The following is a 20944-nucleotide window of genomic DNA, read 5'->3' as shown; positions in this document are numbered from 1 at the left end:
GCACATCCTCTCAGCTAGATCGGCACGATGTTGCTGATCAGCCACTTGCGGTCGATCTTGCGGAACTCGACCCGCAGCCGACTGCCCTCGTAATACTTCTCCTTGGACTTACCCGAGACCGTGCGGTTGACGAAGACCAGCACCGAACCGGTGGTCCGCTTGGCGTCCAGCGCGCCGACACCGACGACGTCGACCTGGTTCACCAGCTGCTTTTCCCGGGCCTGCGGAATGATGTCGTTGATCGCCCGGGCCTCGAACTCGCGGCGGTAGTCGCCGGTGAACATCGGGTAGGTCTCGGTCAGGCTGCGTTCGACGGTGGTGTACTCGTAGCCGAGCACCTTGGGGATCTCGTCGGTCGTCAGCTGGGCCAGCTCGGCGCGGGCCACCTGTTCGCCCCGCGACTCGACCCGGCTCCAGTACAGCGATCCCGCGGTGGCGCCCAGACCCACGAAAATCCCGAGGATCACGGCCAACGCGGTGAGCCCCAACCAACGACGGGTCATCGGCTGCCGTCCGGCCACTTGAGGTCATAGGCGGTCATATTGCCGTCATCGTCCTCGTGCACGATGATCCGCAGCGCGTAGGGCTGCGACGGCTTGTTGACGCCCTCGACGTCGGTGGCCGTCGCCCGCATGGCCACCAGCACCGAGGCGTTGCCGGCGACCTCGTCGACGTTCTCCAGCGCCGCGGCGTTCACGACGGCCTCGGAGCTGTGCTTGGTCTCGCGCAGCAGCGCCTTGAGGTTCTCGGCGTTGGCGGCCATGGTGTCGCGCAGCGGGCCGCTGGTGCCCTCCACGAAGCGATTCACCTGGTCGTTGATGGTGTCCGGGGTGTAGGTGTACATGTTCAGCACGGTCTGGACCGCGGTGTCGACGAACCGCTGGTCACGGCTGTCGGACGCGGTGGCATTCCGGTGCTGCACCAGCAGCACGGCGACCAGCCCGCCCAGCACAATGCTGGCCGCCAGCACGGCGGCGCCGGCTACCTGGGCGGCCTTGCGTGCATTGGGCCGGCGCCGCGGCGGTGGGCCCGCCGGCCGGACCCTGGGCACGGCGGCTCGGCCGGAAACCGGCACCCGCACCGCGACCGGTTCGGCGGCGTCCCCGGCCGGGCCGGCTGCCCGCGATGCCCGGCGGCGGCCCTTCGCCTCCTCCGGACCGGTCACGTCTGCCTCGGCTCGAGCATCAGGTCAGCCCAGTTCTCGGCGGGCAACCACTTGTCGGCCCCCGAGACGAACACTCCGGTGCCACCTGCCGGGTCGACGAACTTTCCGGTGCGCTGGTCGTAGCTGCTGTAGGCGACCCCGTTGGCCTGCGCCTCGGCCGGCAACGGTCCGGGGGCCGGCCCCGGAGCCGGGTCCCGGTTGTAGGGCGGCAGGCCGCCGTTGCCGCCCGGGTTGGTCGGCAGGTTCTGGTCCGGCGGGGCGTAGTACGGCCACGGTGCCGGGGCGGGCCCGAGCTCGTTCGGCGGGTAGGGCAGCGGGTACGGCGGATTGGGCGCCGGCCCGGGCCCGGCAGGCACACCCGGAGGCAATGCGGCCACCGGCGGGCCGGGGTCGTAGTCGGCACTCGGCGGGATGTAGGGGAACTTGTTCATCGGGTTGAGCATGCGCGGATCGGTGATCGGGGTGTCGTACGGCACCGGCGGTCCGCGCCAGGCATTGCTGCCGATCGGGACGAAGCCCTTCGGGTCGCGGCAGAGCTGAATGGTCGGCGCCCGCTTACCCGGGTACTCCATGCACGGGTAGTTGCGCGCCCCGCGGACCGCGACCGCATCGTTCTGCGCCGCTTTGCAGTACAGCCCCTTGGGCAGCTCACGCACCGTCTCATCGGCCGGCGAACGCATCTCGGTGAACGGCAGAAACCCGACCGTGCACGGCGGCGGGTCGTGCATGTCGATCTTGAAGTCGAGCTTGACGCCCTCCTCCATCGGCACGCCACCGGCCACCGTGAGCAGTGCCGCCATCAGTGCCGGGAACACCACCAGCGCATGTTCGATGGAGTTGCGGTAGATCACCCCGACTCGTCCGAAGTTGGCCATGCTGGCCGCCAGGGTGGGGAACGATGCGCGGATACCGCCGAACGTGGTGTTGGCCTCGTCGGCGACCGAAGGCAGGACCTGCAGCACCTCCCGCAGCTGCGGGTCGGCCTCGCGCACCTCTGTGGTGACCGCCGCCAGCGACCGGGCCAACTTCTTGATGTCGTCGCCGCTGCGGATCTGGGCGTTCAGGAACGGCTCGAACTGGTCGATCAGCCCCGCCGTCGCGTCGAAGTTGGCGTTGGCCTCGTCGACCAGCTGCCGCGACGACGCAATCATCCGGGCCAGTTCCTGCCCCGAACCGTTGAACCCCTCGAACGCGTTCCGCAACAGATCACGCAGCCGGCTGTTGGCGACGCTGTTGACCAGGGTCTGGGCCTGATCGAGCATGCCGGCGATGTCCTGGCCGATCGCGGTGCGGTCCTGACCGATTCGGGCGCCGTTGTGCAGCGACCCGACGGCCGCAGCGTCCGCCGGAGGAACCAAATCGATGTACTGCTCACCGATCGCGGACATACTCTTGACGGTGGCGGTGACGTTGCCGGGGACCTTGGTGCTGCTGTTGAGCCGAATCAGGGCGTCGATCCCGTGGTCGGTGAGACGGACGTCTTCCACCCGGCCCACCGTGACGCCGCGGTAGGTGACGTTGGCGCTCTTGTAGATTCCGCCACCACCGATGAAATCGGCGGTCACCTTGTAGGTGCCGATACCCAGCCGGCTGGGCGCGTGCAGGTACAGGATCGAGATCGCGCCGACCGCGAGCACGGTGACCACAGCGAAGATCCCGAGTTGAATACGAACCAGACGAGTCAGCATCTCAGCTCAATCCCCGTAGTTGGCAGCGGTGCCGGGCGGGATCTTGAACGGGTCGGCGGCCTGTCCGGAGAGGTTGGCCATCTGACCGATCAAGAAGTCGGGCGGGTTCAGGACGTCATGCATGTGCGGCATGTTCGGATCGAAGGCGCCGGTGGTGAACACCGACTCGCCGAACCGCCGCAACGTCAAGTCGAAGGTGACGTAGACGTTGAGGAAGTCGCCGCGCACCGCGTTGCGCAGATACATCGACGGGAACGGGAACGTCGGGATGAATGGGAACGCCGTCACCAGTTCGTTGGCGTTGTCGGCGAACGACTTGACGACGGGGTAGAGGCCCTTGATGTCGGCGGCGAAGTCTTCTTTGGTCTCGGACAGGATCCGTGATCCGACCGTCGCCAGCCGCTGCAGCGCCCCGAATGCGTCGACGATGTTGGCGCGGTTGTCATTGAGCACCGCCAACGCCTCGGGCATGGTGTCCAGCGCGCGTGCCAGGCTGGGGGCGCTGCGGGCCAGGGTCGCCCCGACCCGGTTCAGGCCGTCAGCGGCGGCGATGATGTCGTGGGCCTGGCGGTCCAGCGACGCGGTGAGCTCGGCTAGCCGGGGCAGCAGCCCCGCGAACGTGCCGGCCCGGCCGGCGACCGCCGCGTACGCCTCCTCGGTGATGTCTTGCAGCGCACCGAGATTGCCCTGGTTGACCACCACACCCAGTGACGACAGCACCTCTTCGGTGCTGGGGTAGCGCCCGGTCCGGCTGAGCGGGATCTGGTCGCCGGGATTAAGCCGCCCGACCGGCGGCTCGTCGTGCGGTTCGGACAGGTCGATGTGCTGGGAGCCCAGCAGCGAGGTCTGGGCGACCTTCGCGACGGCGTTGGCCGGCAGCACGACGTCGCCGTCCAACGACAACTTGACCGCCGCGTAGAAGCTGCCGTCGGGCTGCTGCACGGCCTGCAGGCCGGAGACGCTGCCCACGGTGACGTCGTCGACCATCACCGGTGAGTTCTGCGGCAACGTGGTCACGTCCGGTAATTGCACCGTGATGCTGTAAGAGCCACGGCCGTGGCCGGCGGTGCCCGGCATGTTCAGCGAGTTCAGCCCGCCGAACTGGCAGCCGGACAGCACCAGCGCCCCGGCGCCCAGGGCAGCGCCGCGCCGACCGGCCCGCCGAACGGCGCCGGCAAGAGACTTCACGCTCATCCGCCCTCCCGTGGTGCGCCGGCCCCCGGCTGCTGCGGGCCGGTCGGGCCGGGCGCCGCGCCCAGCTGTCCCGGCGCCGGCGGCGGCAGGAACAGTGCGGCGACATCCTCGTTGCTCGGCGGCGTGACACCCGGCGCCGGCATCCATTTCAGGTAGGGCACCGGGGTCTGCGCCTTGGCCTCGGTGGCCGGGGTGTCGTAGATGATCTGGCCCTTGTAGGCGGTGATCGAGTTGATCGGGTGGAACAGGAACGGCACGAAGTTCATCGACCAGCGGCGCATGACCGGGCCCATCCGCTCCTTGCAGATCTCGGCCCTCTTGAAGTTGTCCGGCACCGAACCGATGTCGAAGACACCGCCGCAGATGAACTGCACCGGGTTGGCGAAGTCCGGCAGCGACAGTAGACCACTCAAGGTGCCCTGCGCGGGGTTGTAGATGTTGTAAAAGTTGGTCAGACCGTGCGGCGTGATGTGCAGCACCTGCTCGAAGTTCTCGCTCGAATCCGAGAGCACCTTGCTGAACTCCGACAGCTTGTTGACCTGGGTGATCAACGCGTCGTTGTTGTCGTGCAGGAAGCCGCGCACATCGCGCAGCGCCTGGTTCAGCGTGCCCAGCGTGGCGTCCAGGTCGGCCGAGCTGTCGGCCAGCACCGCCGACACCGCCGCGACATGGCCGGTGAACTGCACGAGCTGTTCATTGCTGCCCGACAGCGCGTCGACCAGAACCTGCAGATTCTTGACCGTGCCGAACAGGTCGGTACGTGAGTCGCCGAGCCGGCCGGTGGTCGCCGAGAGCTCGCGCAGGGCGCTGCGGAACGAGTCGCCGTTACCGTCGAAAGTGTCGGCGGCCTGGTTGACGAAGGCGCTCAGCGGCCCGTTGAGCTTGCCCTGCTCGGGTCCCAGTTGCGCGCTGAGCTGTGTCAGCTCCTTCTTGACCTCGTCCCACTCGACCGGCACCGCGGTGCGGTTCTCGTCGAGCACCGCACCGTCGGCCAACGTCTCGCCGCCGGTATAGGCCGGCGCCAGCTGAATCACCCGCGCCGACACGATGTTCGGCGCCATCAGCACCGCGTGTGCGTCGGCCGGCAGCGGCACGTCGTTGTTCACCGTCATGGTGATCTTGACATTCTCGGCACGGGGTTCGATGGACTCGACCCGCCCCACCGGCACCCCGACCACCCGGACGTCGTCACCCGGGTACAGGCCCACCGCCGAGGCGAAGTAGCCGGTGATCCGGTAGCCACGCTGTGCGGGCAGCACCACGTACACGCCGGCGACCAGAAGTGCGACGAGCACCCCGGCGAGAACAATGCGTGACAGGCGTTGCGTCATGGCGACTTCGGCTTAATCCAGGTGCGGTCGGTGATCATTCCACGCAGGTAGTCGGCCAGGCTGTCCGGGATCTTGCCGGGCTGGAAGTAGATGTCGAGCAGCACCTCTGACAAGGTGGGCGGCGGCAGACCGTACAGGTTGATCTGGAAGCCCGGACCCGAGGACACCACCTCGCCGAGCGTGGTGGCATATCCGGGCAACCGCTCCAGCGCTCCGGCGATCCGGTCCTTGCGTTCGATCAGATTGTCCAGCACCAGGTTGAGCTTGTTGAGCGTCGGACCGATCTGCTGCTGATTGTCGGCGACGACACCGGAAAGCTGTTGCGACACATCGTCGATGCCGCCGATCAAGGCGCCGAGGGCCTGCCGGCGCTCGTCCAGCGCGGCGAAGAGCTGGTTCCCGTCGAGCACCAGGCGGTTGACCTGTCCGGCCCGCTGATTGAGCACCCCGGTGACCGACTTGGCATGCGTCAGCAACTGGCCCAACGCTTCGTCACGGCGGTTGATGCTGCGTGATAGCGCGGCCACCCCGTCCAGCGCGCCGCGCAACTGCGGGGTCGCCTCGCGCATCGAGTCGGTGAGCACGCCCAGCGCCTCTTCGAATCGCGGCTTGTCCAGGTCGCGGACATTGCCCCCGAGGTCTTGCAGCGCGTTGTTGAGCGTGTACGGCGCCCGGGTCCGGTCCAACGGGATCGTCGTCACGGAGCCCGCGCCGCCGGGTGTGACCGACAGCGCCTTCTCGCCCAGCACGGTGTCGGTGCGGATCGCGGCCAGCGACTGATCGCCCACCCGGACCTTGCGGTCGACGGTGAAACTGACCTTCGCGCTGGCCCCGGCCAGCGCCACCTTGGTCACCTTGCCGACCCGGATCCCGGACACCGTCACGTCGTTGCCGGGAATGATGCCCCCGGCGTCGGCGAAGTAGCCCTGGTAGGTCTTGCCCTGCGGATAGAACGGCAGGCTGGAGTAGCCGAATGACACCAAGACCAGGCACGCGATCAGCGCGATGCCCAATGTGCCCGTGCGAACCGGGTTTACGCCATCAATTCTTGACAGGAGAGCACCTCCCCTTGGTGGTGTCGGCCTGGCCACCCATCGGCAGGATGATGTCGCTGCCGGCCGGCCCGTTGAACTTCATGGAGACTGTGCAGTAGTTGATGTTGAAGAACGAGCCGTAGGCGCCGAGCGCGTTGAGCCGCAGGTAGTTCTCCTCCAGCGGGTCGATCACCGCGTTGAGTTCGTCCTTGCGTCTGTCCAACACGGTGGCAAACGGCCGGACGTTCTCGATCACCCCTTGCAGCGGCCGACGAGTGCGGCGCAGGGTGTCGGTGAGGTCGTTCTCGACCGATGCCAGCGGGCCGATCGCGCCGGCGATCGCGTCCTTGCCCTCGGCCAGACCACTGATGAGCTGCTGCAGCCGGTCGACCGTGGCGTCGAACTGCTCGCTCTTGTCGTCGACGGTGGTCAGCACCGTGTTGAGGTTGTTGATGACGTCGCCGATCAGCTGATCGCGGGAGGCCAGCGTGGTGGTGAACGAGCTGGTGCTGGCCAGCATCTGCGTCAGCGCGCCGCCCTGGCCCTGCAGCAGCTCGATGATCGCGTTGCTGATCTCGTTGATTTTGTTGCCGTCCAGGCCTTTGAACACCGGGCGCAGCCCGCCCAGCAGCGCATCCAGATCCAGTGCCGGTTGGGTGTGATCCCGGTTGATGGTGCCCCCGGGCGGCAGCTTGCGCAGGTCGCCTGCGCCGGAGGCGATCTCCAGATACCGGTCGCCGACCAGGTTCTCGTACCGGATCAGTGCGCGGGTCGAGTCGTAGATCTGGTAGCGCTTGTCGACGTCGAAGGTGACGCTGACGCTGTTGTCGCGGGTCAGCTCGACGCGTTTCACCGTGCCCACCGGGATGCCGGCGATCCGCACGTCCTCGCCACCTTTGAGCCGGGACGCACTGGCGAAGTCGGCATGGTAGGTGTGGTTGGACGCGAACCGGAATTCGCCGAACACCACTACCAGCCCGGCCGAGACCAGCAGCATCGCCGCGGTGAAGAGGGCGACCCTGATCAGCGTGCTTCGATGGCTCATCAGTACTCATCCCGTTCCGCGTAGGCGCCGTTGAAGAGGAACTGCGCGGTGGAGGGGGCGTCGAACTGCACCTCGGTGTTCGGCTGGAACGGGATATAGGCGTTGTCGGTCACCAGGAACGGCGACCGGAACCAGGATCCGCCGAACTGCTTGCTGGGGATGTCCGGCAGCCCGCGGCAGTTCGGGCCGCCGCTCGCGTTGGCCACCGGCAGGCTCTCCGGGTAGGTGTAGGCCGGCGCGCCCGGCAGGAAGTTGGAGTGCACGTACAGCGCCGGCTTGGTGCCCCCCAGCGACGGGCCGAACTTCTCCAGCGCGCCTTTGATGCCCTTGAACAGGCAGCCGAACTCCGGCGAGTAGTCGCCCAGCAGAGTTGCCATGGCGCGGAAGCGCTGGATGCCGGCGATGAAGTCGTCGGCGGCCGGCGCGAAGGTGTCGTAGCCGTTGTTGGCCAGCCCGGTGGTCGCCAGCAGCGCCTTACTCAGGTTGTCGCGCTGGTCGACCAGTGTCTTGCTGATCGTCGGGATATTGTCAAAAGTCGTCGCCAGGTCCGGTGCCGCGTCCCCGTAGATGTTGCCGACGACCCCGGTCTTGGCGAAGCCCGTCTGCAGTTGCGGCAGTTTGGGATTGAACTTCTCCAGGTAGCCGTTCAGCCCGGACAGCAACCCGCCCAGGTTGTCGCCATTGCCCCGCAGGCCTTCGGCCAGCGCACTGATCGTCCCGTTGAGCTGCACCGGGTCGATCTTGTCGAGCACATCGGTGAGCTTTTCGAACAGCGTGTTGACTTCCAGCTGCACGTCGGAGGCCTGCACGTTGGTGCCGCTGCGCAACGCGTTGCCGGAAGGCACCGGCGGCGGGATGAACTCCACCGACTTGGCTCCGAAGACGGTGTTGCTGGCGATGTGCACCGCGGCGTTCGATGGGATGTAGGACATCGCCGAGCTGTCCATGGCCAGGATGAGTTTGGCCTGGTTGCCCTGGTACTTGATCGCCTTGACCTTGCCGACCTGGATTCCGCGGTACTTGACCTTGGCGTCCCGCTCCATCACGAGGCCGGCACGCGGCGACGTGACGGTGACCTTGTCGGTGGGGGTGAACACCGAGGTATAGGAAAGGTAGGTGAACACCGTGGCGGCAAGCAGGATGGCACCCAGGACTGCCGCAGCAATCCGCACCTGGGTACGACTCGATCCTGTGTTCACCTGATTCCCTTGCTATCCCGAGAGGTTGAAGTTACCGGACCCGCCGTAGACGGCAAGTGAAACGAACAAGGTGATGACGACCACCACGACCAGCGACGTCCGCACCGCCTGACCCACCGCGATGCCCACGCCGACCGGGCCGCCCGCCGCGTTGAAGCCGTAGTTGGTGTGCACCAGCATCACCGCGATCGACATGATGATGGCCTGGAGAAAGGACCACAGCAAGTCGGTCGGAATCAGGAAGGTGTCGAAGTAGTGGTCATAGAGACCGGGCGACTGCGAGTTGATGAACACCGTGGTGGAGCGGGCGGCGAAGAACGCCGCCAGCACCGACAGGGAGTACAGCGGGATGATCGCGATCAGGCCGGCCACCAACCGGGTGGACACCAGATACGACACCGCATGCACCGCCATCGATTCGACGGCGTCGATCTCCTCGGCGACCCGCATGGCCCCGAGCTGCGCGGTGGTGCCGGCCCCGATGGTGGCGGCCAGGGCGATCCCGGCGACCACCGGCGCCACGATCCGCACGTTGAGGAACGCCGATAAGAAGCCGGTCAACGCCTCGATGCCGATGTTGCCCAGCGAGGAGAAGCCCTGCACCGCGATCACGCCGCCGGAGGCCAGGGTCAAGAAGGTGGCCACCCCGACGGTGCCGCCGATGATCGCCAGCGCCCCGGTGCCCATGGTGATCTCGGCGATCAGCCGGATCGTCTCCTTGCGGTACTTGGTCAGCGCGTTCGGGACGTAGCGGATCGACTCGGCGTAAAACAGCGCCTGCTCGCCGAAGTTGTCGACGGCTTTGGGTGCCCAGCGGAACATCCGCTTGAACCGGAGCGTGGCGTCGTAGCTCATCGGTGGCTCACTTGACCAGGACCCGGACGCTGATCGCGGTCATGACGACGTTGATGACGAACAGGCAGATGAAGGCGTAGACGACGGTCTCGTTCACCGCGTTGCCGACGCCCTGCGGACCACCCTTGGCAGTCAGCCCGCGATAGCACCCGATCAGTCCGGCCGCCGTACCGAACAGCAGCGCCTTGATCTCGGCCATCACCAGCTCCCCGAGCCCGGTCAGCACGGTGAGCCCGTTGATGAACGCGCCCGGGTTGACGCCTTGCAGGAAGACCGAGAAGACGTAGCCACCGACCAAGCCGATCGCGCAGACCAGCCCGTTGAGCAGCAGCGCGACGAACGTCGAGGCCAGCGCGCGGGGCACCACCAGCCGCTGGATCGGGTCGATGCCCAGCACCCGCATCGCGTCGATCTCTTCGCGGATCGTCCGGGCGCCCAGGTCGGCGCAGATGGCGGTGGCACCGGCGCCGGCCACCACCAGCACGGTGACCACCGGACCCAGCTGGGTGATGGTGCCGAACGCGGTTCCGGCACCGGACAGGTCGGCGGCGCCGATCTCGCGCAGCAGGATGTTGAGGGTGAACGCCACCAGCACGGTGAACGGGATGGCGACCAGCAGAGTCGGCACCAGCGAAACGCGGGCGATCATCCAGGTCTGGTCGAGGAACTCGCGGTACTGGAACGGGCGGCGGAACATCGCCCGGAAGGTGTCTATCGACATCTCGACGAATCCGCCCACGGCCCGGGCCGGAACCGTGAGCTGTTCGATCAAGGCTCGTCCTTCCCTTGGGCATCCGGGGTTGCCGGTGGTCGCAAAACTGTATCCGGACGCGGCGTGTGACCGGTGTTGTTCGAGCGATTCAGACGGCGCCTCGCGTGAGCCGGATCATACTAACTAGAACAAGTTCGCAGTGTCAAAGAACACTAGGCTGGCTATTTGTCCTGGTCAGGACCATCGTGGCCAACCCTAGCTGAAACGCGTTCTAATCGGCGTCCATCAGCTCGGAGGCGGAGAACGTCCGGCGCGGATCCCGGCCGGAGAAGTAATTCGCCAGCGTGTCCGACAGCCCCGCCGGATCCCAAGCCTGACCTTCGGCGCTGAACTTTCGTTCCACCGTCGGCGCGGCCATCAGCGTCACCTCGGGTCCGTAGACCACGAAGACCTGTCCGTTGACCGCCGCCGACGCCGGAGACGCCAGGAACCGGACCAGGGTCACCACGTGCTCGGGCGACAGCGGGTCGATCTCGCCTTCGGCTACCTTCGCTTCACCGAACACATCGGCGGTCATCGCGGTGCGGGCCCTCGGGCAGATCGCATTGGCGGTAACGCCGTAGCGGCTCAGCGCCCGGCTCGCCGACAGCGTCAGCGCGGTGATCCCCGCCTTGGCCGCGCCGTAGTTGGCCTGCCCGACCGGACCCATCAGGCCGGCCTCCGAGGAGGTATTGACGATCCGGCCGTAGACGGTCCCGTCGGAATCCTTGGCCTTCTGCCGCCAATAGGCGGCCGCGTTGCGGGTCAGCAGGAAGTGTCCGCGCAGGTGCACCGCGATCACGGCGTCGAAGTCGTCGTCGGACATGTTGAACAGCATCCGGTCCCGGGTGATCCCGGCGTTGTTGACGACGATGCTCAGCCCGCCCAGGCCTTCGGCGGTGCTCACCAGGTCATCGGCGGTGGAGCGCTGGCTGATGTCACCGGCCACCGGAACACCTTTGCCGCCGGCGGCGGCGATCTGGTCGATCACGTCGGAGGATTCCAGCGCCGGCGCGATGTCGTTGACGACCACGGTCGCACCGGAGCGCGCCAGCCCGATCGCCTCCGCCCGGCCCAACCCGGCGGCGGCGCCAGTCACCACGGCGACCTTTCCGGACAGATCGGCCGCGTTGTCGTTCGCACTCATGTACGCCACTCCTCCTCGTCGCCGGCGCGCTGCATCGTCGCCGGCGGTATGAATACCTCTAGTTGCCTGTGGCTGGGAGGTTAGTCCTCGACCCGGCGCAGTGCGGCCCGCGGGCACTCGGCGATGGCCTGCATGGCATGGGCTTCGCGGTCGGCCGGGACTGGTGCCATCTTGACGACAGCCTGCTCATCATCGTTCAGATCGAAGAGGTCGGGGTCGATTCCGACGCAAATCGCGTTGCCCTCGCAACGATCCAGATCCACCTCAACTCGCATGACATCTCCTGTAAAAACCCTGCGCCGGACGGACATTTCCGCCCGTCATTGTCCGCTACTGTCACCCTACGATCCAACAGCTCGCGCACGCACCGAGCTAGGGCCGTTGGACCCCGAGACTAGAACGTGTTACAACGGGCTGTCGCCACAGAATCCTATCGTGACACCGATCACCAGCGAAGGACTCCCCCGATGCAGATCAGCTACACGCCCGCCCAAGAAGAGCTGCGGGCCGAACTGCGGTCCTATTTCACCGGGCTGATGACCCCGGAGCGTCGCGAGGCCCTGAGCTCGACGCAGGGCGAGTACGGCACCGGCAACGTCTATCGGGAGACCGTCGCCCAGATGGGCAAGGACGGCTGGCTGACCCTGAGCTGGCCGACGGAGTACGGCGGCCAGGCGCGCTCGTCGATGGAACAGTTGATCTTCACCGACGAGGCCGCGATCGCCGGCGCCCCGGTGCCGTTTTTGACCATCAACAGCGTCGCGCCGACGATCATGGCGTTCGGCACCGAGGAGCAGAAGAAGTTCTTTCTGCCCAAGATCGCCGCCGGTGACCTGCATTTCGCGATCGGCTACTCCGAGCCGGGCGCCGGCACCGACCTGGCCTCGCTGCGTACCACCGCGGTCCGCGACGGCGACGACTACGTGATCAACGGCCAGAAGATGTGGACGTCGCTGATCGCCTATGCCGACTACGTGTGGCTGGCGGCTCGGACCAACCCGGAGGCCAAAAAACACCGCGGGATCTCGATGCTGATCGTTCCGACCACGGCCGAGGGCTTCTCCTGGACACCGGTGCACACCATGGCCGGCCCGGACACCAGCGCCACCTACTACTCCGACGTCCGGGTGCCGGTGAGCAGCCTGGTCGGTGAGGAGAACGCGGGTTGGAAGCTGGTGACCAACCAGCTCAACCACGAGCGGGTTGCCTTGGTGTCGGCGCAGCCGATCTTCTTGGCGCTCGACGAGGTCCGCGACTGGGCGCAGAACACCAAAGACGCCCACGGCAACCGGATCATCGACTCGCAGTGGGTGCAGCTCAACCTGGCCCGGGTGCTCGCCAAGGCCGAGGTGCTCAAGCTCTACAACTGGGAGTTGGCATCCGCGACCGACGCTGCTCCTTCGCCGGCGGACGCCTCGGCGGCCAAGGTGTTCGGCACCGAGCTGGCCACCGAGGCCTACCGGCTGCTGATGGAGGTGCTCGGTACCGCGGCTACGGTGCGCCAGGACTCCCCCGGCGCACTGCTGCGCGGCCGGGTGGAGCGGATGCACCGAGCGTGTTTGATCCTGACGTTCGGCGGCGGCACCAACGAGGTGCAGCGCGACATCATCGGCATGGTGGCCCTGGGCTTGCCCCGCAACCGCTGATCTGACACTCACAGGACTTGGAGGCAAGCACTCATGGACTTCACCACCACCGAAGCGGCCGACGACCTTTCGGGTCTGGTCGGCACCATTGTGGATGCGGTGTGCACCCCGGAGCACCAGCGTGAGCTGGACGGGCTGGAGCAGCGCTTCGACAGCGGGCTGTGGCGCAAGCTCATCGACGCCGACGTCGTGTCCAGTGCCGCGAGCGAGGCGCTGGGCGGCGGTGGGTTCGGCGTCTTGGAGCAAGCGGCGATCCTGACCGCGCTGGGCCGCCAACTGGCCGCGGTGCCCTACCTGGAGTCGGTGGTGCTGGGCGCGGAGACGCTGGCCAAGTTCGGCTCCGCGCAGTTGCAGCAGGACTGGGGCGCACCGGCCGTGACCGGGGAGAAGATCCTCACCGCCGCACTCGACGGCGACATGGGTGAGGGCCCGGTGCGGGCTGCTAAAAGCGGCGCCGGCTTCCGGCTCACCGGCTCCCGCACCCAGGTCGCGTTCGCCCCGGTCGCCGACGCTTTCCTGGTGCCGGCCGAAACCGATTCCGGGACCAGCGTTTTCCTAGTTGCCGCGACGGACCCCGGCGTGACGGTGACGCCGTTGGCGACCACCGGCCTGGGCAGCGTCGGGCACCTGGAGCTGTCCGGGACCGAGCTGGATGCGGGCCGCCTCGTCGGCGGAGCCGAAGTACTCGACCACCTGACCAGTCTGTCTGCGCTGGGCCACAGCGCCTACCAGCTGGGGGTGCTGGAGCGTGGCCTGATCCTGACGGCCGAATACGCCCGCGAGCGCGAACAGTTCGACAAGCCGATCGGCAGCTTCCAGGCCGTGTCACAACGGCTGGCCGACGGCTACATCGACGTCAAGGGACTGCGCCTCACCCTGACCCAGGCGGCCTGGCGGGTCGGCGAAGGACTGCCGGCCGCCAGCCAGGTTGCCACGGCCGCCTTCTGGGCCGCCGAGGCCGGGCATCGGGTGGCGCACAGCATCGTCCACATCCACGGCGGGGTCGGCATCGACATCGACCACCCGATTCACCGCTACTTCCTGGCCGCCAAGCAGACCGAGTTCGCACTCGGCGGCGCCACCGGTCAGCTGTTGACGATCGGGCGGGAGCTGGCCGAGACCCCGGTCTAGGCGACTCAGCGGTGCAGCGCTTCTCCGAACGTCACCTTGAATCCGGGGATGTCCGTCAACGGCATGGTGGCGTCGTAGGTGCGCTGGTAGCCGGTGGAGCTGATCTTCCAGCCATCGGCGGTGCGCCGGTAGGTGTCGTGGTAGAACGCGGCACCGATCAGCATCAGGTTGTAGTCGGGAATGATCACCCGGTCCTGCAGGTACCAGATTCCGGTCGCGTTGTCGGGGCCGGTCAAGGTGATCTCGGGGTGGTTGACCCGGTGCTCGCTGATGATCGTCGCCGGCAGCGAGGAACGCATGAACTCCACCAGCGACTCGCGGTCGGTGAAGCTGTGGTCGCTGCCCATCGACTTGCCGTAGTCGGCGGTGACGTCCTCGGCCAGCGTGGTCGCGAAGTCGTCCCAATGTTTGGTGTCCAGCGCACGCAGGTAGCGGTACTTGACCTGTTTGATGGCGTCGATGGCGGCAATGGCGTCGATGTCAGTCACCGCCCTATTGCAGCACTAATCTGACCCCCATGTCAGCACCGGCCCTCATCGACGAACAGTCCACCGTCACAGCACTGCTGGCCCCCCTGGCTGAGGTGGACGACCGCGGTGTGTATTTCGAGGACTCGTTCGTCAGCTGGCGAGACCACATCGCGGCGGGGGCGGCGCTGGGTGCGGCGCTTCGGGCCCGCCTCGACCCGGACAAGCCGCCGCACGTCGGCGTGCTGCTGGGCAACACCCCGTTCTTCTCGACGGTGCTGGTGGCAGCTGCACTGACCGGACTGGTTCCGGTGGGCTTGAACCCCACCCGCCGAGGAGCAGCACTGGAGCGCGACGTCGCCCACGCCGACTGCCAGCTGGTATTGGCAGACAACAGCACCGACGCGTCCGTCCCGGGAGCGGTCGACGTCGAATCTTTTTCTTGGGAAGCGGAATTGGCCGCTTACGCCGGCGCTCCGGTGACGTTCCGCGACGCCGATCCCGACGACCTGTTCATGCTGATCTTCACCTCCGGCACCAGTGGGGACCCGAAGGCGGTGCGCTGCACGCAGTGGAAGGCGGCCTTCCCGGGCCTGCTGCTCTCGCAACGGTTCGGGCTGGGCCCCTCGGACGTCTGCTACCTGTCGATGCCCCTGTTCCATTCCAACGCGGTGATGGCCGGTTGGTCGGTAGCGGTGGCCGCGGGCGCGTCGATCGCGTTGCGGCGCAAATTCTCCGCGTCCGGGTTCATCCCCGACGTGCGGCGCTTCGGCGTGACCTACGCCAACTACGTGGGCAAGCCGCTGTCGTACGTGCTGGCCACTCCACCGCAACCCGACGACGCCGATAATCCGCTTCGGGTGCTGTACGGCAACGAGGGTGCGCCGCGGGATCTGGAACGGTTCGCGGATCGGTTCGGCTGTGTGGTGGTCGATGCCTTCGGCTCCACCGAGGGCGGGGTGGCCATCGCGCGCACCCCGGAAACCCCAGCCGGCGCGCTGGGCCCGCTGGTCGATGGGAACGCGATCATCGACGTCGAGACCGGAGAGGAATGCCCACCCGGCGTGGTGGGCGAGCTGGTGAATACCAGCGGGCGCGGCCAGTTCCGCGGCTATTATCGTGACCCCGATGCCGAGGCGGCACGGATGGCCGGCGGCATCTACCACACCGGCGACCTGGCCTACCGCGACGAAGCCGGCTACGCCTACTTCGCCGGCCGGTTGGGTGATTGGATGCGGGTGGACGGCGAGAACCTGGGCACCGCGCCGATCGAGCGGATCCTGTTGCGCCACAACGATGTCGCCCAGGTCGCGGTGTATCCGATCCCCGACCCTTCGGTGGGCGATCAGGTGATGGCCGCACTGGTCCTGGCTTCTGGGGCGTCGTTCGATCCCGCGGACTTTCGGGTGTTCTTGGCCGAGCAGCCCGATCTGGGGCCCAAACAATGGCCGTCGTACGTCCGCGTGGCCGCCGAACTGCCGCGCACCGAGACATTCAAGGTGCTCAAGCGGGTGTTGTCGGCCGAAGGTGTGGACTGCGGCGATCCGGTGTTCCGGATCGCCCGGTAGTCCGAGACCTCACCACCATCCTCTGCGGATAAGGGTGTGTTGTGTTCAGTTTGGATACCGCGGGCGATATCGGGGCTTCGGCCGACCCGCCCGCCGCGCCACCACCGATCTGACCGCCCGGCGCGCAATACTGAGGCAATGCCCGCAGCCCGCCGAGCACTCATCGCGGCCCTGGCCGTCGTCCTGGCCCTTGCCCTCGCCTCGCCCGTATCCGCCGAGCCACTGCAGGCCGGCTTCACCCGGCTGGCCACCACCATCCCGGCCAACGTCGGCATCGCCTATGCCCCGGTCGGCCAAAACGGTGCCGGCACGCTCGGCAACCTGCAGAACGGCGTCGCCTGGTCGACCATCAAGGTCCCGCTGGCGATCGCGGCGATTCACGCCAACCGCCCGAACGCACAGGACCTGGCCGCCCGGGCCGTCACCGCCTCCGACAACGACGCCGCCGAGAAGTTGTGGTCCGAGCTCGGGCCGGCGCCGCAGGCCGCCCAACAGGTGCAGGCCGTGCTGCGCGCCGGCGGCGACGCCGGCACCGCGGTCGAATCCCGGCGGCTGCGCCCGGAATTCAGTGCGTTCGGCCAGACCCAGTGGCCGCTGGCCCGCCAGGCCGTGTTCGCCGCCCACCTGCCGTGCATGCCCGCGGCAGCACCCGTCTACAGCCTGATGAACAACACCGTCTCCAACCAGCGTTGGGGATTGGCCGCCATCGGCGCCCCGACCAAGGGCGGCTGGGGCCCCGGCCCGGGCGGGGGCTATCTGGTGCGGCAGTTCGGCGTGGTGGGCACACCCCACGGCCAGCTGGCGGTGGCGCTGGCCGCCGAACCGAAAGACGGCAGCTTCGATTCCGGGGTGGCGGCGCTCAACCAGATGACCGAGTGGCTCAAAGCCAACGCCGCCCAGCTACCGGGTGGCCGCTGCGCGGGGTAGGTTGGCGGCTAAGCACTTACCCGCCAGTAGGAGATAGCCATGTCCGCTCCGTCCGCCGCAGATTTCGACCGGCTGCGCGCCCTGGTCGCCATCGACGACATCGACGCCCGGCAGTCGAAGACCATCGACGAGGTCTTCACCGGCAAAGCCCTTACCACCATCCCGATCGGGACCGCCGATGACGTGACGGCGGCCTTCGCCAAGGCCCGTGCCGCGCAGCAGCAGTGGGCCTCCCGCAACGTCAAGGAGCGCTGCGCGATCATCGAGCGCTACCGCGACCTGGTGATCGCCAACCGGGACTTCCTGATGGACGTCGCCCAGGCCGAGACCGGCAAGGCTCGCTCGGCGGCCCAGGAGGAGATCGTCGACATCATGCTCAACGCGCGGTACTACGCGCGTCAGGCCGCCAAGTTGCTGGCCCCCAAGCGGGTGCAGGGGCTGCTGCCCGGCATCGTCAAAACCGTGGTCAACCATCACCCCAAGGGCGTCGTCGGGGTCATCTCGCCGTGGAATTACCCGATGACGCTGTCGATTTCAGATGCCATCCCGGCTTTGCTGGCCGGTAATGCGGTGGTGGTGAAGCCGGACAGCCAGACTCCGTACTGCACGCTGGCCAATGCGGAACTGCTGTATCAGGCCGGGTTGCCGCGTGAGCTGTTCGCGGTGGTGCCCGGCCCGGGGTCGGTGGTCGGCACGGCGATCGTGCAGCAGTGCGACTATCTGATGTTCACCGGCTCCAGCGCCACCGGCCGGTCACTGGCCGAACAGTGCGGCGCCCGGCTGATCGGGTTCTCCGCGGAGCTGGGCGGCAAGAACCCGATGATCGTTACCAAGGGCGCGAATCTGACCGAGGTCGCCAAGGCCGCCACCCGTGCCTGCTTCTCCAACGCCGGGCAGCTGTGCATCTCGATCGAGCGGATCTACGTCGAGCGGGAGATCGCCGACGAGTTCGCCGCGAAGTTCGCCGAGCAGGTGCGGACCATGAAGCTCTCGAGCGCCTACGACTTCTCCGCCGACATGGGCAGCCTGATCTCCGAAGACCAGATCAAGACCGTCTCCAACCATGTCGACGACGCAAAGGCCAAGGGCGCCAAGGTGATCGCAGGCGGGAACGCCCGCCCCGACATCGGGCCGCTGTTCTTCGAACCCACGGTGCTGACCGACGTCACCGACGAGATGGAGTGCGGCCGCAACGAGACGTTCGGCCCGGTGGTCTCCATCTACCCCGTCGACAGCATCGATGAGGCGATCGCACGCGCCAACGACACCGAATATGGGCTCAACGCCAGCGTGTGGGCCGCGACCAAGGCCCAGGGCGAGGCGATCGCCGCCCGCATCAAGTCCGGCACCGTCAACGTTGACGAAGGCTATGCACTGGCCTTCGGCAGCACCGCGGCACCGATGGGCGGAATGAAGGCCTCCGGGGTGGGCCGGCGCCACGGCGCCGACGGCATTCTGAAGTACACCGAGTCGCAGACGGTCTCGACCGCCCGGGTGCTGAATCTGGATCCGCCGCTGGGGATTTCGGGTCCGTTGTGGCAGAAGCTGCTGACCCCGATGATCCGGGCCGTGCAGGCGCTACCTGGCCGGTAGCTGAAAACAACCTGTAGCCCCTTGTAGGCGTCTGCTGAGAGGTTTAGCGTCACTTCGTAGGTCGGCCCTGCGAAGGAGGCGGACATGCACGCATTTCGGCCCTACCTGACTACCGCGGTGCTGGGCGCCGGACTCGTCGTAGCACCTGCGGCTGCGCCCCACGACGTTCACACCACGTCGGTCCGGCTGGCCAGCGGCGAGCACATCGCGTTCGTCATCGGCGGCAGCGGCGATCCGATCCCCTCGGACCAGTATGTGGACACCAACAACACCCTCTACGTCCAGCCCAACTTCCCCGGATACGTCCCGCAGGCGCTGTTCACCCCGGAAGGCAACTACGCGCTCTACACCGGAGTCAAAAGCCTGACGCTGGATCAATCCGAAGCCCAGGGCGTGACGATCCTCAAGGACGCGATCGAAAAACAGGTCGCCGCAGGCAATCACGTCGCCGTGCTCGGCGACTCACAGAGCTCCACCATCTCCTCGATGACGATGAGCGAGCTTGCGGCCGACCACATTTCGAAAGACGACGTCGGGTTCGTGCTGCTGGCCGACCCCAATCAGCCCGACGGCGGGTTGTTCGAGCGGCTTACCGGGGTGACCATCCCGAGCCTGGGAATCACGTTCAACGGCGCCACTCCCGACGACCTGTACCCCACCACCATCTACATGCAGGCCTACGACGGCTTTTCGGACATCCCGCGCTACCCGATCAACTTCCTGGCCGACCTGAATTCGATTCTGGGCATCCAGTTCGTGCATCCCACTTACCAGGATCTGACGGCCGAGCAGCTGGCGTCCGCGGTCAAACTGGACACCGTCGGCGACACCATGACCACCTACTACGGGATTCCGCTCAGCGACGAGACGGTTCCGTATCTGCCGCTGCTGCAACCGCTGTTGCTCATTCCCGGCCTGGGCAAGCCCCTTGCTGACCTGCTGCAGCCGATCCTGACCCCACTGGTGAACCTGGGCTACGGCGACCCGGACTACGGCTGGGACACCGGCCCGGCCAATGTGCCCACCCCGTTCGGGTTGTTCCCGGACACCGACATGGTCGTCAAAGCGTTTCAGGAGGCGGCGGCCGGTGTGCCGACGGGAATCCAGGCGTTCACCGATGACCTGGGTTCGCTGGACCTGTCAAACTCGTCCAGCTCGGCGGTCTCGGCGGCGCTGGGCAGCTTCAATCTGACCGACTTCGTGAACTCGTTGACCGCGGCGTTCTCCACGGCCTATGCGGCGCTGCTGCCGACCGCCGACGTCATCACCGGGGTCACCACCACCATCCCGACCTATGACCTGCAGTGGTTCACCGAGGGCCTGCAGTCGGGCAACCTGCTGGAGGCGATCTTTGCCCCGATCGCCAACAACACCTACCTGTACACGCTGGCCGCCGGCTTCGAAGCTTTCGCGCTGATCAGTACAGCCGAATCGATCAGCGCCGACCTGTCCGGGATTTTCCCCGGCTAGCGGCCCGCTCCAACTCGGCCAGCGCCGGCTCGATCGCGTCGGCCATCTCGTCGATGTCGTCGGCGACCTCGGTGGTGGTGACGAACCCGAAATCGAGGTGGTCGCGGTAGGAGAAGCAGGTGATGTTCAACGCCACGTCCATGACCGGCGGGCCCAGCGGCACCAGCGATTCCAGTTCCGCCCCGGCCATGTAGAGCGGGAAGGGCGGGCCCGGCACGTTGGAAACGACGAGGTTGATCGGGGCCAACCGATTCGACAGCCCGGTCGCGGTGTAGGCACGCGCGGCAAGCTGCAGTAGTCCGGGCGGGGTGGTGTCGGTGAGTCCCATGATCTGATGCGCCGAGAGCGCCTTGGCCATCTGCTTGGCGCTCTGGGTGTTCTCGTGAATCATCTTGAGCCGGTGGTTCGGCCCTTCGATGTCGGTGGCCAACGAAACCGTCATCGAGCTGACCTTGTTGCCGATCTCACCCTGGCTGTCCTCCGTGCGGGTCGACACCGGAATCTGGGCGACCAGCGGCTTGTCGGGCAGTTCGCCGCGCTTGCTCAGATAGTCTCGGGCGGCACCGGCGACCATGGCCAGCACCACGTCGTTGAGCTTGACGCCGTAGGCGTCCTTGACCGCCTTGACCCGCTCGAGTTCGACTCGGGCACCGGTGATTCGCCGGTGCGGGGACACGCTGGCGTTGAATCGGGTCACCGGAGCGTCAAAGTAGCGCGGCGGCTTGCGGGTCAA

20 protein-coding genes are annotated in these 20944 nt (G+C 67.0%); 6 read left to right on the top strand and 14 right to left on the bottom strand.

Features of this window, described 5'->3' with window-relative positions; translation table 11 throughout:
- Window positions 1-14: 14 nt before the first annotated feature.
- The 12 genes from A5771_RS05645 to A5771_RS05590 all read right to left on the bottom strand — a co-directional run bounded on the left by A5771_RS05645 (window position 15) and on the right by A5771_RS05590 (window position 11684).
- Window positions 15-503 carry a hypothetical protein gene (locus A5771_RS05645; protein WP_064854401.1) on the bottom strand — a complete coding sequence of 163 codons (489 nt, stop codon included), beginning with the start codon at window positions 501-503 and terminating at the stop codon, window positions 15-17.
- Window positions 500-1165, bottom strand: coding sequence for a hypothetical protein (locus A5771_RS05640; RefSeq protein ID WP_064854219.1), 666 nt, complete (start codon window positions 1163-1165; stop codon window positions 500-502). The genes A5771_RS05645 and A5771_RS05640 overlap by 4 nt, the downstream gene beginning before the upstream one ends.
- Window positions 1162-2853, bottom strand: coding sequence for an MCE family protein (locus tag A5771_RS05635; protein WP_064854218.1), 1692 nt, complete (start codon window positions 2851-2853; stop codon window positions 1162-1164). The genes A5771_RS05640 and A5771_RS05635 overlap by 4 nt, the downstream gene beginning before the upstream one ends.
- Before the next feature lie 6 nt (window positions 2854-2859).
- Window positions 2860-4047: an MCE family protein gene (locus tag A5771_RS05630; RefSeq protein WP_064854217.1), complete on the bottom strand. Its 1188-nt coding sequence runs from the start codon at window positions 4045-4047 to the stop codon at window positions 2860-2862.
- Window positions 4044-5378 (bottom strand): MCE family protein, encoded by a 1335-nt coding sequence (locus A5771_RS05625; protein ID WP_064854216.1) that lies wholly within the window; start codon window positions 5376-5378, stop codon window positions 4044-4046. Before A5771_RS05625 ends, A5771_RS05630 begins: the two co-directional genes overlap by 4 nt.
- Entirely contained in the window at window positions 5375-6433 is a 1059-nt protein-coding gene (locus A5771_RS05620; protein WP_064854400.1) for an MCE family protein, read from the bottom strand. The genes A5771_RS05625 and A5771_RS05620 overlap by 4 nt, the downstream gene beginning before the upstream one ends.
- A complete protein-coding gene (locus A5771_RS05615) occupies window positions 6420-7457 on the bottom strand; it encodes an MCE family protein (protein WP_064854215.1) in 1038 nt (345 codons plus the stop codon). Before A5771_RS05615 ends, A5771_RS05620 begins: the two co-directional genes overlap by 14 nt.
- Entirely contained in the window at window positions 7457-8629 is a 1173-nt protein-coding gene (locus A5771_RS05610) for an MCE family protein (protein ID WP_064854214.1), read from the bottom strand. Before A5771_RS05610 ends, A5771_RS05615 begins: the two co-directional genes overlap by 1 nt.
- Before the next feature lie 39 nt (window positions 8630-8668).
- Window positions 8669-9511 (bottom strand): MlaE family ABC transporter permease, encoded by an 843-nt coding sequence (locus A5771_RS05605; protein ID WP_064854213.1) that lies wholly within the window; start codon window positions 9509-9511, stop codon window positions 8669-8671.
- A gap of 7 nt (window positions 9512-9518) precedes the next feature.
- Window positions 9519-10283: an MlaE family ABC transporter permease gene (locus A5771_RS05600; protein ID WP_013830557.1), complete on the bottom strand. Its 765-nt coding sequence runs from the start codon at window positions 10281-10283 to the stop codon at window positions 9519-9521.
- Between the two features lie 211 nt (window positions 10284-10494).
- Window positions 10495-11409, bottom strand: coding sequence for a 3-oxoacyl-ACP reductase (locus A5771_RS05595; protein WP_064854399.1), 915 nt, complete (start codon window positions 11407-11409; stop codon window positions 10495-10497).
- Window positions 11410-11489: 80 nt separating this feature from the next.
- Entirely contained in the window at window positions 11490-11684 is a 195-nt protein-coding gene (locus A5771_RS05590) for a ferredoxin (protein ID WP_064854212.1), read from the bottom strand.
- Window positions 11685-11876: 192 nt separating this feature from the next.
- Here A5771_RS05590 and A5771_RS05585 point away from each other — a divergent pair, with 192 nt between their 5' ends.
- Together A5771_RS05585 and A5771_RS05580 are read left to right on the top strand one after the other, a co-directional pair.
- Window positions 11877-13055, top strand: a complete 1179-nt coding sequence (locus A5771_RS05585) for an acyl-CoA dehydrogenase (RefSeq protein ID WP_064854211.1) — start codon at window positions 11877-11879, stop codon at window positions 13053-13055.
- Window positions 13056-13088: 33 nt separating this feature from the next.
- On the top strand, window positions 13089-14186 hold the full coding sequence (locus A5771_RS05580; RefSeq protein ID WP_064854210.1) for an acyl-CoA dehydrogenase family protein: 1098 nt from the start codon (window positions 13089-13091) through the stop codon (window positions 14184-14186).
- A gap of 5 nt (window positions 14187-14191) precedes the next feature.
- Here the strand turns inward: A5771_RS05580 and A5771_RS05575 are convergent, their stop codons facing one another.
- Entirely contained in the window at window positions 14192-14674 is a 483-nt protein-coding gene (locus A5771_RS05575; RefSeq protein WP_082947074.1) for a nuclear transport factor 2 family protein, read from the bottom strand.
- Between the two features lie 29 nt (window positions 14675-14703).
- Here A5771_RS05575 and fadD17 point away from each other — a divergent pair, with 29 nt between their 5' ends.
- The 4 genes from fadD17 (at window position 14704) to A5771_RS05555 (ending at window position 20211) form a co-directional block, all read left to right on the top strand.
- Window positions 14704-16221 carry a long-chain-fatty-acid--CoA ligase FadD17 gene (gene fadD17, locus A5771_RS05570; RefSeq protein ID WP_064854209.1) on the top strand — a complete coding sequence of 506 codons (1518 nt, stop codon included), beginning with the start codon at window positions 14704-14706 and terminating at the stop codon, window positions 16219-16221.
- 138 nt (window positions 16222-16359) lie between these two features.
- Window positions 16360-17148, top strand: a complete 789-nt coding sequence (locus A5771_RS05565; RefSeq protein WP_234782963.1) for a hypothetical protein — start codon at window positions 16360-16362, stop codon at window positions 17146-17148.
- A 39-nt stretch (window positions 17149-17187) separates the two neighbouring features.
- Window positions 17188-18741 carry a succinic semialdehyde dehydrogenase gene (locus A5771_RS05560; protein WP_064854208.1) on the top strand — a complete coding sequence of 518 codons (1554 nt, stop codon included), beginning with the start codon at window positions 17188-17190 and terminating at the stop codon, window positions 18739-18741.
- Window positions 18742-18825: 84 nt separating this feature from the next.
- Window positions 18826-20211 (top strand): PE-PPE domain-containing protein, encoded by a 1386-nt coding sequence (locus A5771_RS05555; RefSeq protein ID WP_064854207.1) that lies wholly within the window; start codon window positions 18826-18828, stop codon window positions 20209-20211.
- Here A5771_RS05555 and A5771_RS05550 read toward each other — a convergent pair.
- Window positions 20177-20944: WS/DGAT domain-containing protein (locus tag A5771_RS05550; RefSeq protein ID WP_131808894.1), on the bottom strand; the 768-nt coding region annotated here is incomplete at its 5' end. The genes A5771_RS05555 and A5771_RS05550 overlap by 35 nt on opposite strands.

This window comes from Mycolicibacter sinensis, assembly GCF_001667375.1.
Taxonomy (GTDB): Bacteria; Actinomycetota; Actinomycetes; order Mycobacteriales; family Mycobacteriaceae; genus Mycobacterium; species Mycobacterium sinense_A.
Note: the sequence above shows the minus strand (reverse complement) of the source record. Positions and strands in the feature narration are given on the sequence as shown.

Bases quoted from the DNA above. Each gene is read 5' to 3' on its own strand.
- A5771_RS05615 (WP_064854215.1), bottom strand. From the start codon at position 7,457: ATGAGCCATCGAAGCACGCTGATCAGGGTCGCCCTCTTCACCGCGGCG.
- A5771_RS05555 (WP_064854207.1), top strand. From the start codon at position 18,826: ATGCACGCATTTCGGCCCTACCTGACTACCGCGGTGCTGGGCGCCGGA.
- A5771_RS05625 (WP_064854216.1), bottom strand. From the start codon at position 5,378: ATGACGCAACGCCTGTCACGCATTGTTCTCGCCGGGGTGCTCGTCGCA.
- A5771_RS05645 (WP_064854401.1), bottom strand. From the start codon at position 503: ATGACCCGTCGTTGGTTGGGGCTCACCGCGTTGGCCGTGATCCTCGGG.
- A5771_RS05590 (WP_064854212.1), bottom strand. From the start codon at position 11,684: ATGCGAGTTGAGGTGGATCTGGATCGTTGCGAGGGCAACGCGATTTGC.
- fadD17 (WP_064854209.1), top strand. From the start codon at position 14,704: ATGTCAGCACCGGCCCTCATCGACGAACAGTCCACCGTCACAGCACTG.
- A5771_RS05635 (WP_064854218.1), bottom strand. From the start codon at position 2,853: ATGCTGACTCGTCTGGTTCGTATTCAACTCGGGATCTTCGCTGTGGTC.
- A5771_RS05560 (WP_064854208.1), top strand. From the start codon at position 17,188: ATGTCCGCTCCGTCCGCCGCAGATTTCGACCGGCTGCGCGCCCTGGTC.
- A5771_RS05565 (WP_234782963.1), top strand. From the start codon at position 16,360: ATGCCCGCAGCCCGCCGAGCACTCATCGCGGCCCTGGCCGTCGTCCTG.
- A5771_RS05585 (WP_064854211.1), top strand. From the start codon at position 11,877: ATGCAGATCAGCTACACGCCCGCCCAAGAAGAGCTGCGGGCCGAACTG.
- A5771_RS05605 (WP_064854213.1), bottom strand. From the start codon at position 9,511: ATGAGCTACGACGCCACGCTCCGGTTCAAGCGGATGTTCCGCTGGGCA.
- A5771_RS05580 (WP_064854210.1), top strand. From the start codon at position 13,089: ATGGACTTCACCACCACCGAAGCGGCCGACGACCTTTCGGGTCTGGTC.
- A5771_RS05595 (WP_064854399.1), bottom strand. From the start codon at position 11,409: ATGAGTGCGAACGACAACGCGGCCGATCTGTCCGGAAAGGTCGCCGTG.
- A5771_RS05630 (WP_064854217.1), bottom strand. From the start codon at position 4,047: ATGAGCGTGAAGTCTCTTGCCGGCGCCGTTCGGCGGGCCGGTCGGCGC.